This is a genomic window from Emergencia sp. 1XD21-10 (genome assembly GCF_009936045.1).
Classification (GTDB): domain Bacteria; phylum Bacillota; class Clostridia; order Peptostreptococcales; family Anaerovoracaceae; genus Senimuribacter; species Senimuribacter intestinalis.
The window spans coordinates 81,354-96,568 of record NZ_QWEQ01000015.1 but is presented as its reverse complement, the minus strand read 5'-3'; the positions used below and the strand labels follow the sequence as shown (position 1 = coordinate 96,568).

17 protein-coding genes and 1 pseudogene are annotated in these 15,215 nt (G+C 44.2%); 14 read left to right on the top strand and 4 right to left on the bottom strand.

All coding sequences use genetic code 11. From position 1 onward, the window contains the following. The 4 genes from D1151_RS10695 (at position 1) to D1151_RS10680 (ending at position 4,208) form a co-directional block, all read left to right on the top strand. The gene (locus D1151_RS10695; RefSeq protein ID WP_161908900.1) at positions 1-792 is read left to right on the top strand and encodes a zinc dependent phospholipase C family protein; all 792 of its coding nucleotides are present in this window, start codon (positions 1-3) and stop codon (positions 790-792) included. Positions 793-982: 190 nt separating this feature from the next. After that, positions 983-2,092 carry an aldo/keto reductase gene (locus D1151_RS10690; protein WP_161908899.1) on the top strand — a complete coding sequence of 370 codons (1,110 nt, stop codon included), beginning with the start codon at positions 983-985 and terminating at the stop codon, positions 2,090-2,092. A 504-nt stretch (positions 2,093-2,596) separates the two neighbouring features. Continuing rightward, entirely contained in the window at positions 2,597-2,977 is a 381-nt protein-coding gene (locus D1151_RS10685) for a TnpV protein (RefSeq protein WP_161908898.1), read from the top strand. Positions 2,978-3,146: 169 nt separating this feature from the next. Then, complete coding sequence (locus D1151_RS10680) at positions 3,147-4,208, top strand: helix-turn-helix domain-containing protein (RefSeq protein WP_161908897.1); 1,062 nt, start codon at positions 3,147-3,149, stop codon at positions 4,206-4,208. 60 nt (positions 4,209-4,268) lie between these two features. On the opposite strand, the gene D1151_RS10675 is transcribed toward D1151_RS10680, so the two are convergent. Both D1151_RS10675 and D1151_RS10670 read right to left on the bottom strand, forming a co-directional pair. Beyond that, a complete protein-coding gene (locus tag D1151_RS10675; protein WP_161908896.1) occupies positions 4,269-5,705 on the bottom strand; it encodes a MobA/MobL family protein in 1,437 nt (478 codons plus the stop codon). Positions 5,706-5,952: 247 nt separating this feature from the next. Beyond that, positions 5,953-6,168, bottom strand: a complete 216-nt coding sequence (locus tag D1151_RS10670; protein WP_161908895.1) for a helix-turn-helix domain-containing protein — start codon at positions 6,166-6,168, stop codon at positions 5,953-5,955. A 180-nt stretch (positions 6,169-6,348) separates the two neighbouring features. Here D1151_RS10670 and D1151_RS10665 point away from each other — a divergent pair, with 180 nt between their 5' ends. From D1151_RS10665 to D1151_RS10625, 9 genes and pseudogenes are all read left to right on the top strand, one after another. Continuing rightward, positions 6,349-7,035: a helix-turn-helix domain-containing protein gene (locus D1151_RS10665; protein WP_161908894.1), complete on the top strand. Its 687-nt coding sequence runs from the start codon at positions 6,349-6,351 to the stop codon at positions 7,033-7,035. A gap of 87 nt (positions 7,036-7,122) precedes the next feature. After that, positions 7,123-8,421, top strand: a complete 1,299-nt coding sequence (locus D1151_RS10660; protein ID WP_161908893.1) for a site-specific integrase — start codon at positions 7,123-7,125, stop codon at positions 8,419-8,421. 260 nt (positions 8,422-8,681) lie between these two features. Continuing rightward, positions 8,682-9,299 (top strand): helix-turn-helix domain-containing protein, encoded by a 618-nt coding sequence (locus D1151_RS10655; RefSeq protein ID WP_161908892.1) that lies wholly within the window; start codon positions 8,682-8,684, stop codon positions 9,297-9,299. Between the two features lie 28 nt (positions 9,300-9,327). Then, positions 9,328-9,816 (top strand): HD domain-containing protein, encoded by a 489-nt coding sequence (locus tag D1151_RS10650; RefSeq protein WP_161908891.1) that lies wholly within the window; start codon positions 9,328-9,330, stop codon positions 9,814-9,816. After that, positions 9,710-10,102 carry a flavodoxin gene (locus D1151_RS10645; RefSeq protein ID WP_161908890.1) on the top strand — a complete coding sequence of 131 codons (393 nt, stop codon included), beginning with the start codon at positions 9,710-9,712 and terminating at the stop codon, positions 10,100-10,102. The genes D1151_RS10650 and D1151_RS10645 overlap by 107 nt, the downstream gene beginning before the upstream one ends. Then, a pseudogene (locus D1151_RS10640) lies at positions 10,093-10,290 on the top strand (Rid family hydrolase); the annotation flags it as partial. The gene D1151_RS10645 and the pseudogene D1151_RS10640, both read left to right, overlap by 10 nt. 490 nt (positions 10,291-10,780) lie before the next feature. Next, on the top strand, positions 10,781-11,464 hold the full coding sequence (locus D1151_RS10635) for an aminodeoxychorismate/anthranilate synthase component II (protein WP_161908888.1): 684 nt from the start codon (positions 10,781-10,783) through the stop codon (positions 11,462-11,464). Then, on the top strand, positions 11,464-12,960 hold the full coding sequence (gene pabB / locus D1151_RS10630; protein WP_160200834.1) for an aminodeoxychorismate synthase component I: 1,497 nt from the start codon (positions 11,464-11,466) through the stop codon (positions 12,958-12,960). The genes D1151_RS10635 and pabB overlap by 1 nt, the downstream gene beginning before the upstream one ends. Positions 12,961-12,972: 12 nt before the next feature. Continuing rightward, positions 12,973-13,719 carry an aminotransferase class IV gene (locus D1151_RS10625; RefSeq protein WP_161908887.1) on the top strand — a complete coding sequence of 249 codons (747 nt, stop codon included), beginning with the start codon at positions 12,973-12,975 and terminating at the stop codon, positions 13,717-13,719. A gap of 199 nt (positions 13,720-13,918) precedes the next feature. Here D1151_RS10625 and D1151_RS10620 read toward each other — a convergent pair whose 3' ends face one another. Next, positions 13,919-14,158: a helix-turn-helix transcriptional regulator gene (locus D1151_RS10620; protein ID WP_160200836.1), complete on the bottom strand. Its 240-nt coding sequence runs from the start codon at positions 14,156-14,158 to the stop codon at positions 13,919-13,921. Between the two features lie 136 nt (positions 14,159-14,294). After that, the gene (locus D1151_RS10615; RefSeq protein ID WP_160200837.1) at positions 14,295-14,534 is read right to left on the bottom strand and encodes a helix-turn-helix transcriptional regulator; all 240 of its coding nucleotides are present in this window, start codon (positions 14,532-14,534) and stop codon (positions 14,295-14,297) included. A gap of 175 nt (positions 14,535-14,709) precedes the next feature. On the opposite strand from D1151_RS10615, the gene D1151_RS10610 reads away from it, so the two are divergent. Further along, positions 14,710-15,213 (top strand): hypothetical protein, encoded by a 504-nt coding sequence (locus tag D1151_RS10610; RefSeq protein ID WP_161908886.1) that lies wholly within the window; start codon positions 14,710-14,712, stop codon positions 15,211-15,213. Positions 15,214-15,215 lie beyond the last annotated feature (2 nt).

The window sequence follows — 15,215 nt, the reverse complement described above, 5'->3', positions numbered from 1 at the left end:
ATGCCGGGATTTTATGCGCATCACCGCTTTGGGAAAGAAGTTCTCATCTGTTTGAGGGAGGATTTGCGGGAAGTTGCAGAGAAATACAGGGTACAGTTTGATATTGGACTGCAGGGACCGGATCTGTTTTTCTTCTATAAGCCTTACAGGAAGAACAGAGTTGTAACCTATGGACATCAGCTTCATAAACGGTCTGTGCTGCCGTTCTTTGAACACGGCCTTTCTGTTGTGGAGAGAAGGGGTGTAGACAGCAGAGAATATGCCTACTTGCTGGGTTTTATCTGTCATTTTATGCTGGATAGTCAATGTCATAGCTATGTCAACTCCATGGTCCTTGAGACAGGCGTTGAGCATCTTGAAATTGAAGAGGAATTTGAAAAATTTCTGCTCCGAGAGGACGGTAAAAAGCCGGTAGCATTTTCGGCGGCTGAACTGGTGCCGCGCGATGGCGAAACTGCCGCATCCATAGCGCCTTTTTATGATGGTATTAGCGAGAAAATTGTGGCGGATTCGCTGGCAGATTTGCAGAAAGTAAAGAGACTGCTCACGGCGCCGGGGATTTTGAAGCAGGGCATCATCAATGGCGCAATGAAGATTTCGGGCCATTACGGGCAGTTGAAAGGTCTGATGAACCAGAGGAAGGATAATCCGGCTTGTGAGGAGACAAATCGGCAACTTCGGGAACTCTTTGAAGAGGCAGTACCTCTGACTGCTGCTATGATAGAAAGTTACGACGCAAGTTTGCGGACGGGAGAAAGACTTGCGAAGCGGTTTGACAGGAATTTTGAATAAGGTATGAGGTAGAAGGTTTCGGCTAAAATAAAAGTTAGATGCATTTTAGCCGAATTTTTGTGCCTGTGATAATCTCCATACGTTTTGATTATGAATTGACATACTGCATAAGTATTAGACATGACTGGCGAGGTGTGTTATACTGAGAACAGTTAAGTTTGAACTGGAATGAAACCGACAGGAGGTTGTTATGGAATATCGTGTAAACCGCCGGACAGGCGATAGAGTAAGTGAGATTGGAATGGGCGCGCATCTGACCCCTGCGACAGAAAAAGAGGGCGTGGAGACCCTGCAGATGGCTTATGAAGCAGGTATTAACTTTTATGACTTCGCGGCGGCAGAAAGCGCTTGTTTTGACTATTATGACAAGGCTTTCGGTGATGCCAGAAAGAATGTATTCTATCAGATTCACTTTGGCACGGAGTTCAGCACCGGTGTTTATGGGAAAAATTTAGCGCTGGATTCTGTGAAGAAAAATATCGACTGGCAGCTTTCTAAGCTGAACACAGATTATATTGACTACGGTTTTATTCACTGTTTGGATACGGAAGAGGAGTGGAACAAATACCTCGATAACGGCGTTCTGGCATACATAGAAGCATTGAAGCAGCAGGGCGTGGTGCGTCATATCGGTATGTCTTCCCATACGCCTTCTGTAGCGGCGCTGGGACTTGATACGGGTCTTGTGGATATGCTCATGTTCAGCATCAATGCGGGCTATGACTACTGTCACGGCGAGTATGCGGTCGGCGCCTCTGATGAGCGAATGGAACTTTATAAACGCTGCGAGAAAGAGGATGTCGGGATTTCGGTGATGAAAGTATTCTCTGCCGGGCAGCTGCTTTCGGAAAAAACTTCTCCTTTTGGCAAGGCGATGACGGAAATTCAATGCTTGCAGTACGCGCTGGATAAGCCTGGCGTGCTGACAGTGCTTCCGGGTATCATGAATAAGGCGGAGCTTCAGCGGATTTTGAGTTTCTATGATGCTTCGCCATCGGAAAAAGACTATTCTATGATTTCGTCTTTAACGCCGGCTGAGGTGAAAGGTGTATGCGTGTATTGCAACCATTGTCAGCCGTGTCCGGCGGGACTTGATGTAGGTCTGATTAACAAGTATTACGATCTGGCAAAAGTTGGCGATAGCCTGGCAGCCGATCATTATGCAAATCTGGAAAAGAAAGCCGGACAGTGTACCGCTTGCGGCCACTGCGACAAAAGCTGTCCTTTCGGCGTAGGTCAGAGTGAACGCATGAAAGAAATTGCTGCGTACTTTGGTGATAGCTTAGCTGTTGGCGACTAACGGCAGATTAATACACGGCAAACGTCAGGAATCTACGTAGCGTAGGTTGCTGTCGAAAGGTAGGCATGAAAGTGGATATCTATGGCTGGATTGTTGCACACTGCAATCAGCGCGGACTGTTTAATATATGCGTGTAGAGATATTGTTCTCTACACGTTTTTCTTTTGGCATCTAGTCAGGATAAGCAGAAAAGAAATGACGATATTGGGGTATCATGATATAATGTGCATAAAGATAAACTGGAATTTGAAAACTATGATTTTATAAGTGGTTACTGCCACTCATAGGGCGTTAATAAAATCCTCCAAAAGCCTTGAAAATAAAGGATTTATCGCAATGTGTTCGCCTTATCCCTTTATATGATTTCACACAAGTTTATTCTTTCCCTGATTGCTTATAAGGGCAAAATCAAGGGCAAGAAAATCTCATAACAAGATATAACAGAGTGTGGCAATCGGGGAAATGTGATGTATGTGCGAATATATTAAAACGGAGGATTTTTTAATGGATAAGTACATTTATGATGAAAGCAATGGTCTTTGGTATGAACTACAAGGAGATTATTATATTCCTTGTCTTACTTTACCAACCGAAAAAGAATACAAGCCTATCGGCTTATGGGGACAGCGACACAAACGCTATTTACAGGAACATAAACGGACAGTTTATATTTCGTTGCTCACAAGTGGCAATTTGAACAGTTATCTTGCTGACATCAACGAACAAGTTGAAAATATGTTTTGTCGGTTGGTTAAGAAAATGGCTACAAAAGAGAAAGTGACAGAACAGCTCAAAGCCGAAAATCAAATGTTGTGGGTGCAGTTGATGAATAACATTCACAACCGTGCAATGGAAGTTGTAAATAGCGAAATTATTTATCAATAAGATCATAGCGGTGTTTCTGTTCCTCAAACAGAAACACCGCTTGAATGATAAGAACTTAATTACCGGTTAATATTTCTTCTCGAAAGTTAATAAGTGGTAAATAGAAAATATAAGTATTTAATGCTACAATATAGGTACGAAAAAGTTAATTCGTAAAGGAGATAGCATTATGAAAATCAATGAAATAATTCGTGAGCGACGCTTAGCGAAAGGTTTTACGCAAGAACAGATTGCGAATTACCTTGGGGTTTCTGCACCTGCTGTAAATAAGTGGGAAAAAGGAACTTCATATCCCGATATAATTTTATTGCCAGCACTTGCCCGACTTCTCGATACAGACCTGAATACGCTATTATCTTTTCAAGATGATTTGTCAGAAAAAGAAGTTGCACTGTTTATGAATGAAGTTTCTGAAACGATGGATAAAAACGGTTTTGAAGCAGGATATTTGCTTGCCACTGAAAAGTTAAAAGAATATCCTACTTGCGATTTACTGGTGAGCAATTTAGCCATGCTGTTAGACGGTGCCTTGATGCTTCATGGTAGCAAAAACAAGTCAAATGAAATGTATCGAGAAAAAATTGAATCTTTATACTATCGTGCAGCACAAAGTGAAGATGCAACTATCAGAGAGCAAGCACAAGCGTGTCTAATTTCTAAATTGATGGGAAAACAAGATTATGAGCAAGCGCAGGAAATACTCAATACACTCCCCAAGAAAAGTCCTGTGGACAGAGAACAGGCTCAGGCAAATATATATATTGCACAAGGAGATTTAGAAAAGGCAGCGAAACTGATAGAGGAAAAACTATTATCTGCCACAAATGAAATTCACGCAGCGTTAATGACTTTAATGGAGATTGCACTTAAAGAAGAACGAATGGACGATGCTGAGTATATCGCTGATGTTGATAAGCAGGCGGCTCAAGTATTTGATTTGTGGGAATATAATTCCTATGTTGCACATTCTCAGCTTTATGAAGCCACAAAAAACAGGATTAAATTTTTGAAGATACTATTGCCTATGTTAAAATCACTCACAAAAAAATGGGATATTAACAAATCGCCATTATATCGACACATCCAAACAAAAGAAATTGATAAATCATTTGGACCAAAACTTCAAAAAGCTATTATTCAGTCAATTAACGCAGATGAAGAAACCGAGTTCTTAAAAGACAGTCCAGAATTGCATGAACTAATAAAGGAAATAGATATTGAGCAAAAGTAACTTAATAGCATTGTTTTTTCTATGTAGACACCGTCAGCAGGCTGCTAACGGTGTTTTCTTTTATCGGCTATCTCTGTCAATGGATTTTTTACGCTGTCTTTGCGGCGGTTGCTGCTTGTTGCGTTCCTGTATCTCTCGTAGATGTTTTAACACGCTCTGCTTTTCGGGCGGTCTGTGCTGTTCTTTGGCGGCGACTGTCGGTTTCCTGCTGACTTGGTATTCCCACTCGGCAAGGTCACGGTTGTACTGTTCTACAACGCTTTCCATTTCTCGGAAAGTCCTCATAAAAACTTGTACATCGGGATAACCGTCCGCTTTGAGTGTATCAGGAATTTTATCCAACCTGTCGGCAATCTCTGCTTCGGTTTCTTTGATTTTTACCTCTAACGCTTTTCGTTCTTTGCCTTTGAAAAGCCCCTTTGTATCGGCAAGCTGCTGTTTCAACTGCGGCAGAACTTTATCCTGCAAGTTTTTGATTTTTACCGCCTTATCCTGTACTTTTATCATCAGGTTTCTCATATGGCGGAACTCTGCCATATCAATATCAAGTGTAGGCTTGGGCGGCATATCTTTTTCTCGAATAAGGTTTTGAAGAAAATCTTTTGCCTTTGTCACAATCCCACGGAACAGATTGGGCAGCCAACCCTTGCTTTTGATAGACTGGCTTGCTTTTTCGTGTATCTCGGTCTGCTTGACTTCTAAAATTTTTGCTTCGGAAATACCCGATATGAGTGCCATATCCGCTGTCCTGTTCCATTCCTGCCTTGCGGCATTATCCGTTTCAATCTCGGCGGCTTTGGGATTGTTCTTGCCGATTTTCTTGGTGGGAAGATAAACGCTGTTCTTATCAAATACCTTTAACTGCTGCTCAGGATCGGAGATATGCCGATTGATAAGGTCAGTGTAAATCTCTTTTACCTCCCGAAGAAAAGGCTCGCTTTTGAATTTATCATCTTTCACGGTAAAAAGGTGGCTTTCATAAATTTCTCCCTTTTTTATGACAGTGCAGCCTTTTCGTATCTGCCCGTCCTCCCCTGTGATTTCTTTCTTGGTGCGTACCCTTTTGCCCGTTTCGTCATAGAACACGCTGCGTGTGGCTATCTTGATGTCAGGTTCAGGAAGCAGCTTTCTTTCGCTGAAGATAAGGTGGATATGATAGTTTGTCTTGCGTTTGTTGTGGTGGAGGGCTGACACGCACTCCACACCATACCGCCTGCGGAACTCCTCCGTAAAATCTTCAAGGACTTCCTGCGGCTCGTATCTTGTATATACTTCGGGCAGGGCGATAATCAATTCCCTTGCTTCAATACATTTGCCCTCTGTACCGCTTCGCTTAAATTCCTGCTGGCTTTCCCTTGCAAGGTTACTCCAAAATTCATTGTCGGCGGTGCGGTAGGTGGCATAGAGGTTTTCCTGTCTTGCGTGGCTTGTGATATAGGATATTCTTCCCTTGACATTGGGTAGCTTTGACATCTGTATAAAACTGTGTCTTGCCATATACTCCTTCCTCCCGTGACGGGCATACTCTTTTTGCAACCGAGAAATCGGTTGCCGCTGTTTCGGCGGCGTAAGCAGACGGACAGCGAAGAAAACAGCGGGCTGTTTTCTTCTGTATCATAGCGGCGGTGCTTTGTCCGAAGCTGTGATACATAGCCCCCTGCAAGGGCGAAATACCCAGAGTACAAATCGAAGATTTGTGCGAGGGGTGTATTTCGCTCTCAAACGCCGAGGGCTTGGAGAACGGTTATTCTACTTTGCGGACATCGTTTTCATTCAGCAGGTTTCTTCCCTGATTGACGCTCATAAATCGCTCTAAAGTATCCCTGCGGATAATCGTTTTTCTGCCGACTTTGAGGACGGGAAGTTTGCCCCAGTCTACCAACTTACGCATTGTATTTCTTCCGATACCCGTACATTCTGCGGCTTCTTCTATGGTTAAACCCATTTTGATGTCGCTCATTTTATCAACCTCCTTTCAAAGTACGCATTTTGCAACTACGTATCTGTAATTATACTTATTTTGCTATCTCTTGTCAACTTGTTTTGCAACCTATTAAGGAATATTTTTGTCTATTATTAAATTTATGGTTGCAAAATAGGTTTTTCTGTGCTATACTATCAGCAATAGGAGGTGAAAACCTTGAAAAAAGAAATTACATTCACCGCAAAACAGGTCGGTGAACGAGTGAAAGAACGCCGAACAGAATTAAACTTAACTATGCCCGAACTTGGCAAGCGTGTCGGGGTAAACAAATCTACCATTCAGAGATATGAAGCGGACGGAGTAGACCCGAAGCGTACAATGATTATCAACGGGCTGGCAGAAGCACTCCTGACCACTCCCGAATGGCTGACAGGACTTTCCGAAGATAAGGAATACGACAGCCGCACTTTATGTGCAAAGGATATGGAGGAACATATCAAAAATTATCTTGATACTGTTTCTTCCGTGGTAAAGGGAGAACCGCACCAACAGCTGCTCACCACATTCCTCGGAAAGATGATTGACCTCTATACGGTTATGACCTATCACTTTGCAGACGCTATGGCTGAGGTTGACCGTGTAGCGGAGGACGAGGGCTTAAAGCAGTCCTTACGCCGCTATGCGATTGAGTCAGGGGCGATTATAGAAAGAGTTTACCGTAAAGAAATGGAACTTCCTATCGAGGATATGAAGCAGTTTTTAGACGGGATTTTACATATCTACGATGAGGGACGCACCGCTGTAAAGATGGGCGACCTGTTCGGGATAGCGACAGCAGCCGAAGAAAGGGTTGCTGAAAAAGAAAAATTCCGTGGCTCTTTGACAAGTGAAAACGATGACTGACACTCATCGGCATAAGTAACCTTATTACTTTATGCACACCATATGTCACAGTCCCGATTGCCACGGATAGAAAGGGGAAATTTATCTATGGCAAAAGGTTCTGTAAGAAAAAAAGGTAAAAAGTGGTACGCACGCTTCTATATCGAAGATGAAAGCGGCAGAAAAGCACAGAAAGAGTTTGTGGGAACAGAAAGCAAGTCTGAAACAGAAGCCCTGCTCAGAAAAGCAATCGCTGACTATGAGGAAAAGAAATTCGTTGCGAAGTCTGAAAACATCACGGTTGGTATGCTGCTCGATCTGTGGGTGGAGGAAGAACTGAAACCCGGCAGTCTCAGCAATGGAACGGTAATGTCCTATCAGGGAACGGTCAACCGTATCAAACAGCACCCGATAGGAAACCGAAAGCTGAAAACCGTAACCGCCGACCATTTACAGGCGTATATAGACTTTCTCAGCTTTGGCGGTACAAATCCTGACGGCACAACCGCAAAGGCACTCAGCAAAGGGTATCTCCGATTGTTTTCGGCAGTTTTACAAGGGGCGTTCCGTTTTGCGGTATTCCCGAAAAGGCTGATAACCTTTAACCCGATGCAGTATGTGGTATGGCGGGGAAAGAAAGAAGAATATGAACTGTTCTCGGACGAGGATGGGGAAACAACTTCCACACCAACGCTCAGCTACGAACAGTATCAGAGGTTAGAGGACTTCCTGAAAAAGAAAAACAACCCTGCACTCCTTCCTATACAGATAGCCTATTATACAGGCTTGCGTATTGGAGAGGTCTGTGGTCTGACTTGGCAGGACATCAACCTTGAAGAACAATATCTGACAGTACGCCGCAGTATGCGTTACAACGGGGCAAGGCACAAAACAGAAATAGGGGCAACAAAGCGTAAAAAAATCCGCACCGTGGACTTTTGCGATACGCTTGCCGCAATCCTGAAAACTGCGAAAACAGAACAGCACAAAAACCGTTTCCGATACGGGGAACTGTACAGCCTTAATTACTATTTTGAGGTCAAAGAAAAAGACCGCATCTACTATGAGGTTTACAGTCTGCCGAGGTCGGAAGAAGTCCCAGAGGGGTACAAGGAATTATCCTTTGTCTGCCTTAGACCTGACGGGGCATTTGAAGCACCGAGTACGGTGGGGATTATGTGCAGGACAGCGAGAAAAAAGGTGGAGGGATTGGAGGATTTCCACTTCCATATGCTCAGACACACCTATACAAGCAATCTGCTTTCAAACGGTGCAGCACCTAAAGATGTGCAGGAACTTCTCGGACACGCTGATGTCAGTACCACAATGAACATTTACGCTCACGCTACAAGGGAAGCAAAGCGTACTTCCGCAAGACTGCTGGATAAGGTAATCGGCGGAGAATAAAAATTTCCCTTGTTTCGGCTCATAAGGGCAAAAACAAGGGAAAATACATAAGGTTTGAACATTTAATAGGCGATTTGCCTTGAAAATACAGGGTTTATAGAGGATTGAATAGATAAACTGGAATTTGAATGAGGATTTCTATTAAGTTGGAGTCCTCCCCCACACTTTTGCAACTGCCAGTTGACACATTTCCATGCCTAAATGGTAGTCATGCAACTGATAATATTGCTATAATCACACTATGAAAGGAAGTGCTGATAATGAATATGGCAGACAGAATACAATATTTAAGAAAAACAAAGGGAATATCACAGGAAGAACTTGCTGATAAAGTCGGTGTCTCAAGGCAGGCTGTTTCTAAATGGGAAAGTGAACAAAGTACACCCGACTTAGAAAAAATAATTATAATGAGTGACTTTTTTGAAGTAACAACAGATTACATTCTAAAAGGCGTTGAACCAATAAAGAGTGAAGAACAAAAAAGCAAAGAGATTGCAAGTAAGATACTTTATATCTCATCAACAGCTTTTATTGCTATTGGGTTATTTTGCGCATTTGGCGGGTGGTACGCTGAACAAACGATGGAAGTTGTTTGGGGTTCAATGATTATTCAAACGGTGGGAATTGCTGGATATTTTATTGGGAGATTATTGTCAATGGAAAAAGCATCGTTTTATATTAACTGGCTTAATATAGTTGGAATTGCTTTAATGCCAGTTTCTATGGTGACAGGCTATATATCGATACTTGTTTTTAAACAGGGTTGGATTGCGCCTTATCCCAGTGGAATGTTTCATACGTTAATTTTTAGCTTGGTATTCTTTACAGTTTTGGCTGTAAGTTTTATCTTTGTAAAAAGGTCATTTTCGGTAAAATAAAATACAAAATGCAATGGGGAGATAATTTATGAAAAAAGCACAAATGATACAAAAGATGACAGATTTTTATGAAGGGAGTGTGCATGATGTCGAACATTTCTTAAAGGTGCTCAGTTATGCAGGGATGATTGGCAAGCTGGAGGGTCTGGATGAGAAGACGCAGGATATTTTGGAGATGGCTGCAATTGTTCACGATATTGCCTGCCCACTCTGCCGGGAAAAGTATGGTAATACCGATGGAAAACACCAGGAGGCGGAAAGCGAGGCGCTGCTTAGACCGTTTCTTTTTGAGTTTAATTTGGCTGAAGAGGTGCTAGAGCGGGTAATTTATCTTGTATCGCACCATCACACCTTTTCAGGGATAGATGGACAGGACTATCAGATATTGGTAGAAGCGGACTTTCTGGTCAATGCATCGGAAGCGCAGATGTCAAGGGCGCAGATTGAGGCATTCAAAGGAAAAGTCGCAAAGACGGAAACAGGAAAGGGGCTTTTGGATTCGATCTATCTTAGATGAGGGCGGATTGGCAGGCGCAGCATTAGATATAGAACAATATGATGTGGTGTTTGTGGGTTATCCAATTTGGTGGTACATTGCCCCGACTATCATCAATACATTTTTGGAAAGCTATGATTTTTCCGGTAAAACCATCGTGCCTTTTGCGACTTCGGGTGGCAGCGGTATGGGTAAAACTAACGAGAACCTTGTGGACAGCTGTCCGGGGGCAGTACTTCTTCCGGGAAAAATGCTGAATGGCAAATTGTCTGAGTCAGAGCTGAAAGCATGGGTAGAGCAATTCTAAACGAAGCGGGAAGCAGCATGGATAAGGTGATAAAAACAACCTGTTTTCTTGCGGATATGGAAGACTTTGCTGCATTTAACGAGGTGTATGCTGCCCATTTTACATCGTGCCCGGCAAGAAGTTGTGTTGCAGTGAAAGCGCTCCCAAAAGGCGTTCTTTGTGAAATTGAAGCGATTGCGGAAAAATAATTATTGCGTAATGCTAATGTAGCATGCTGAGAAATATCAGCATTGAATGCGACATATAAATGAGCGTTTTATAGAAAAAGGTTCAGAAGCAGGATTAAACCACAGAGGGCAGAACACGATGCGATTAAGTAAACAGAAGAAATAAACCATAGGGCTTATCATAGGGGCGGAATTGTGCTGGTGGTTCTTCCCGTTACAATACGATAGCTGGCAGAAGACGTGAAAACTACATTCCTCAACAAAAGGAGAACTCTCTTCCGGAGACCCTGCATGATTTAAAGACTATTGTACAGGCGGATATTATGACAAGGCAGCTAGATTTCTACATCGATAAGGATGTCAAACTTCCGTATAAGTCTGCGGCTGAACTAAAACCTTTTGACATTCAATTTCTTTTTCTATATAATACGGTGTATACAGGTTACGGACCTAATTTTGCTTTAGGATAAACGACTGTGAATCCAACAGAAAGCGAGGTGGGTCTTTTTTTATGTATTTTATGGTCGATAACTACGATTCTTTTGTCTATAATCTGTCCGCCTATATGAGGGAGCTGGGGCAGGAGGTGCTGGTGCGGCGGGCGGACGCAGTAAGTCTGGCTGAGATACGTAGGCTTCGCCCGGAGGGGATTATCCTCTCCCCGGGCCCGAAACGACCCTCTGACGCCGTGGAGGCTAAAAGTGTTCTTAGGGAATTTCAGAACCAGATTCCGATACTCGGCGTATGCTTGGGACACCAGGTTCTGGGTCAGGTCTACGGGGCAAATGTATGCAAGGGGGAACGTCCCATGCATGGGAAAATCACGAAGCTTTGCAATGACGGAACGGGGTTGTTTGCAGGGCTGCCCGCCGAGTATGAGGTGACACGTTATCATTCCCTCGTGGTGTCGGAGAAGCGGTTTCCTGCCTGCCTGCGGGTGACGGCCAGAAGCGCGGACGGGGTCGTCATGGGCCTTGCGCACAGGACTATGCCGATTTACGGGGTACAGTTTCACCCGGAGGCTGTGCTGACCCAGCACGGTCGGGAGCTTTTGGGGAATTTCTGCGGCATATGCAGACGGTATGAGCAGGGAATATGGCGTCCGGAGCCGAGCCAGCCCTTGGGCTGGTCCGGGGAGGCACACTTTGCGGAAGCGTTGAGCTGGGAGAACGGCTACGGAAGGGAGAAATTTTGATGCAGCTGATACATGAGCTTGAGCAATACCCTGATATGGAGCGGATATTTTCTCTGGTGCAGGATTGGGAGGACAGCGTGTTTCTCGATTCCTCCCTGGAAAATGATCTGGGGCGCTATTCGATCATCGGGCTTCACCCTTACCTAAAGCTGGTAAAGGCGGAGAAATTTACGGTAAATGGCGAGGTCTTGGAGGAAAGCTTTGAGGACTATGTCAAGATGTATCTGCGGAAGCACAGGGAGGAAAACCGTACAGGCCTTCCGCTGGCCTCCGGGGCCGTGGGCTATTTTTCCTATGAATACGGAAGAGAAAAGGAGGGTGTGAGGACACGGCACAGAGCGGAGGCGAAGATTCCCGACTCTATCCTCATCTTCTACGACAGCTTTGTGATAGAGGATAAGAGGCAGAAGAAATTGTTCCTAATCTCCAACGGTCATGGGCGGGACTGTGATGAGGAGTTGGAGGAGCTCCTGGGACTTGTGCGGCAGGCAGCAGGGCAGGCGGCGGACGAGGTCTTTGCGATGAAGAGCTTCAGCAAAAATGCGCCCGGCATGTTGGTCGCAGACAGCTCTGCCGGGCAGGGAGAGCCGGGAGAGATTTGCGCAAACTTTACAAAGGAAGCCTATCTGACCGCTGTTCAGCGCATGATCGAGTATATCATAGAGGGGGACATCTACATAGCCAACATGACGCAGCAGCTTCGCATTACAAGTCCGGTGCCGCCCTATGAGATGTTCCGGAAGCTGCGCAGGAACAATCCCTCACCGTTTGGGGGCTATTTCAACTATGGAAGCTTTCAGGTGGTGTGCGCCTCCCCGGAGCGTTTTCTGCAGGTGCGAGGCGGTCGGGTTGAGACGCGGCCGATCAAGGGCACGAGAAAACGGGGCAGTACGCCGAAGGAGGATGCGTTCCTTCGAAGGGAACTGGAGCAGTCAAAGAAGGACAAGAGCGAGCTTTTGATGATTGTGGATCTGGAGCGCAACGACCTGAACCGAGTCTGTGTTCCAGGCAGCGTGCGGGTGACGGAGCTCTTTGCAGTGGAGGAGTACGCCACGGTCTTTCATCTGATTTCCAATATCGTTGGGGAGCTTGGACCGGAGATGACGGTCATGGATCTGCTGGAGGCCGCTTTTCCGGGAGGTTCCATTACCGGAGCACCGAAGCTGCGGGCCATGGAGATTATCGATGAGTTGGAGCACAGTGGGCGGAACCTCTATACGGGCTCTATGGGTTATCTCTCCCTGGACGGGGACTGCGATTTCAACATTGTGATCCGGACAGCCCTCTGTCAGGACGGCATCTATTACCTGGGCGTAGGCGGCGGAATCACCTGTGAATCGGAGCCGGAATTTGAGTATGAGGAGACGCTTCAAAAGGCCAGAGCCCTTCTTGAGGCGCTGAACGTTGGGGAGCAGGAGATTGCTGCAGACGTCCCAGGGGTCGAGGTGGCAAAGCTGGGCGCAGGGGCGGATTTTAACGGTACGAATACGAAGTAGGAAGGAGCAGCTATGCAGATTACATTGGATGAGGGGTATCAATTCGGGCTGGGGGTCTTTGAGACTGTAGCGCTGGAGTGTGGGCGGCCGGTTTTTCTCGACTGGCATCTGGAACGGCTCGGGGTCTCTCTAAAGGAACTGGGAATTTCTAGGAGTATCACCGAGGGGGAGGTTCAGGACTACCTTACTTCTATAAAAGAGGGAGAAGGGGCGCAGGCTTTTTTGGATCACGGCGCTCTAAAAATCATGGTATCCGAGAAAAACAGCCTTTTTACCATGCGCGAAAATCCCTACACACCCGAGAAGCGAAGGAGAGGCTTTCGACTGGTATACAGCAGCGTATACCGGAACGAGACCTCACCCCTTGTGCGCCACAAGACCATGAACTACGGCGACTGCATCATGGAGAAGCGCAGGGCAGCGTCCTTGGGTGCGGACGAGCTGATTTTTCGAAACAGCCGAGGAGAGATTTGTGAGGGAACCACAACGAATATTTTCTTTGTCCGGGAGGGCAGGCTTTATACGCCGCCTGTCTTTTGCGGTCTTCTTCCGGGAATCCTGCGCCGCTTCATTTTGGAGCGCTTCCCGGTGACAGAGTGTGTGATAAGGGAGGAGGATGTCTCGAAGATGGAGGAATGCTTCGTGACCAATTCCCTGATGGGCGTTATGCCTGTGAACTGCTTAGGAGAAAAGAAATTCCTTACGAGAGAGCAGGCACAGGTCTGTCAAAAGGCCTATCTGACCGTCCAGCGCCTTTAAACGATTAGTAGATGTCTTTGCAAGAAAAAGCTGTTCTATTATCGCAGGTTAAAGGAATAGAACGGCGAAAAGGGCATTTCATTTAAAAGAAAAACAATATATTAAAAGAGTCAATGGGAAGCGTAATGGAGACCGGGAGTCTTTTGCCCGAAAGAATTGAAATGAAAAGCCAATATGCTGTTAAGAGACATATTGGCTTTTAGGGTTCAAGATTTTCATTATTAAATAATGGCGATTTAAAGAAGTCATACAACGCAATATCAAGTCCTTGGCACATTTCATGAATGATACGCAGTTTTACGGATGGATAAGAACAATGAATCACATTGCTTATTGTTGATTTAGGGATGCCGCTTTTAATATAAAGCTGATATTGTGTCATATTGCGTTCAGTAAGCAATTCCAATAACCTTTGGCTTATCGCTTCGTTCAGTTGCATATATATCACCACCTTGCAATCATAATTATAAGTGGAATTTTAAAAAAGATAGAACCTGTAGCTGTACTAGTTGAGCGTTTCATGGTATACTTAAAGAAGAGAATGATATTCTAAACTTGACATATTGATTTGAGGTTTAGGGCTCAAGATTTTCATCATCGAATAACGATGAGTGAAAAAAATCGCATAATGTAATACCAAGCCCTTGACACATCTCGTGGATGATACGTAATTTTACAGATGTGTAAGAACAATTAACCACATTTCCTATTGTGGATTTAGGTACGCCACTTTTAGTAAAAAGTTGATACTGCGTCATATTACGTTCTGCAAGTAGTTCCAATAGACGTTCGCTTATAGCTTTGTTTAGTTGCATTTGTACTTCCACCAATCCCTGTGACTGTACTAATTATTATAGGTTAATGTAATGCCAAAATAGTCCCTGTAAATATACTAAACCGAGGAATTTCTAGTATCCATGCCTAAATATAGTAAAGCTTTAGATAAGCCATTCTTCATTAGTTTAATTTTGCTTAATAGGGAGTTGCAGTATGAAAAAAGAAATGAATTACATTGAAGAATATCAATGGGACAGATTAGTTTTTGAAAAAGAGGAGAAAACGCCTCTGACAAATGAGCAAAGGGAATACTTTGACTTGGTAAAGCTATTGGTGGAAACGAGGGAATCACAGTATAAAAGAAGAAAAAATAAACAGAAGTGGGATAATTTTATAGATATATTATATCCAGCACTTTGCAATATTGCAGAAATACAGGGTGGATGTGTTAAAATGAATACATGTGAGGATACCTGCTATGCAGGACTAATTTACATTGGAAATAATCTTATGTTAGACATCGATAGAGTTCAAGGGTTGACAGACTTTAATGCAATTTTATCTGTTGCAGATAGTTTTTCAATTTCTCAAAGGGGAGAATACTTTGAGATGCATTTTACATTTGAATTATATGATAAAATTAAAATAGCAGATTTATCTGGGCATATTATGGAAATCGAAAAAAGGTTGAAAGAGATTAGGTGCTCCAATTTGTAGGA

Coding starts and splice junctions, on each gene's coding strand:
- D1151_RS10680 (WP_161908897.1), top strand. CDS start 3,147: ATGAAAATCAATGAAATAATTCGTGAGCGACGCTTAGCGAAAGGTTTT.
- D1151_RS10635 (WP_161908888.1), top strand. CDS start 10,781: ATGTATTTTATGGTCGATAACTACGATTCTTTTGTCTATAATCTGTCC.
- D1151_RS10670 (WP_161908895.1), bottom strand. CDS start 6,168: ATGAGCGACATCAAAATGGGTTTAACCATAGAAGAAGCCGCAGAATGT.
- D1151_RS10650 (WP_161908891.1), top strand. CDS start 9,328: ATGAAAAAAGCACAAATGATACAAAAGATGACAGATTTTTATGAAGGG.
- D1151_RS10685 (WP_161908898.1), top strand. CDS start 2,597: ATGGATAAGTACATTTATGATGAAAGCAATGGTCTTTGGTATGAACTA.
- D1151_RS10675 (WP_161908896.1), bottom strand. CDS start 5,705: ATGGCAAGACACAGTTTTATACAGATGTCAAAGCTACCCAATGTCAAG.
- D1151_RS10620 (WP_160200836.1), bottom strand. CDS start 14,158: ATGCAACTGAACGAAGCGATAAGCCAAAGGTTATTGGAATTGCTTACT.
- D1151_RS10615 (WP_160200837.1), bottom strand. CDS start 14,534: ATGCAACTAAACAAAGCTATAAGCGAACGTCTATTGGAACTACTTGCA.
- D1151_RS10660 (WP_161908893.1), top strand. CDS start 7,123: ATGGCAAAAGGTTCTGTAAGAAAAAAAGGTAAAAAGTGGTACGCACGC.
- D1151_RS10645 (WP_161908890.1), top strand. CDS start 9,710: ATGCATCGGAAGCGCAGATGTCAAGGGCGCAGATTGAGGCATTCAAAG.
- D1151_RS10695 (WP_161908900.1), top strand. CDS start 1: ATGCCGGGATTTTATGCGCATCACCGCTTTGGGAAAGAAGTTCTCATC.
- D1151_RS10690 (WP_161908899.1), top strand. CDS start 983: ATGGAATATCGTGTAAACCGCCGGACAGGCGATAGAGTAAGTGAGATT.
- D1151_RS10625 (WP_161908887.1), top strand. CDS start 12,973: ATGCAGATTACATTGGATGAGGGGTATCAATTCGGGCTGGGGGTCTTT.
- D1151_RS10610 (WP_161908886.1), top strand. CDS start 14,710: ATGAAAAAAGAAATGAATTACATTGAAGAATATCAATGGGACAGATTA.
- pabB (WP_160200834.1), top strand. CDS start 11,464: ATGCAGCTGATACATGAGCTTGAGCAATACCCTGATATGGAGCGGATA.
- D1151_RS10655 (WP_161908892.1), top strand. CDS start 8,682: ATGAATATGGCAGACAGAATACAATATTTAAGAAAAACAAAGGGAATA.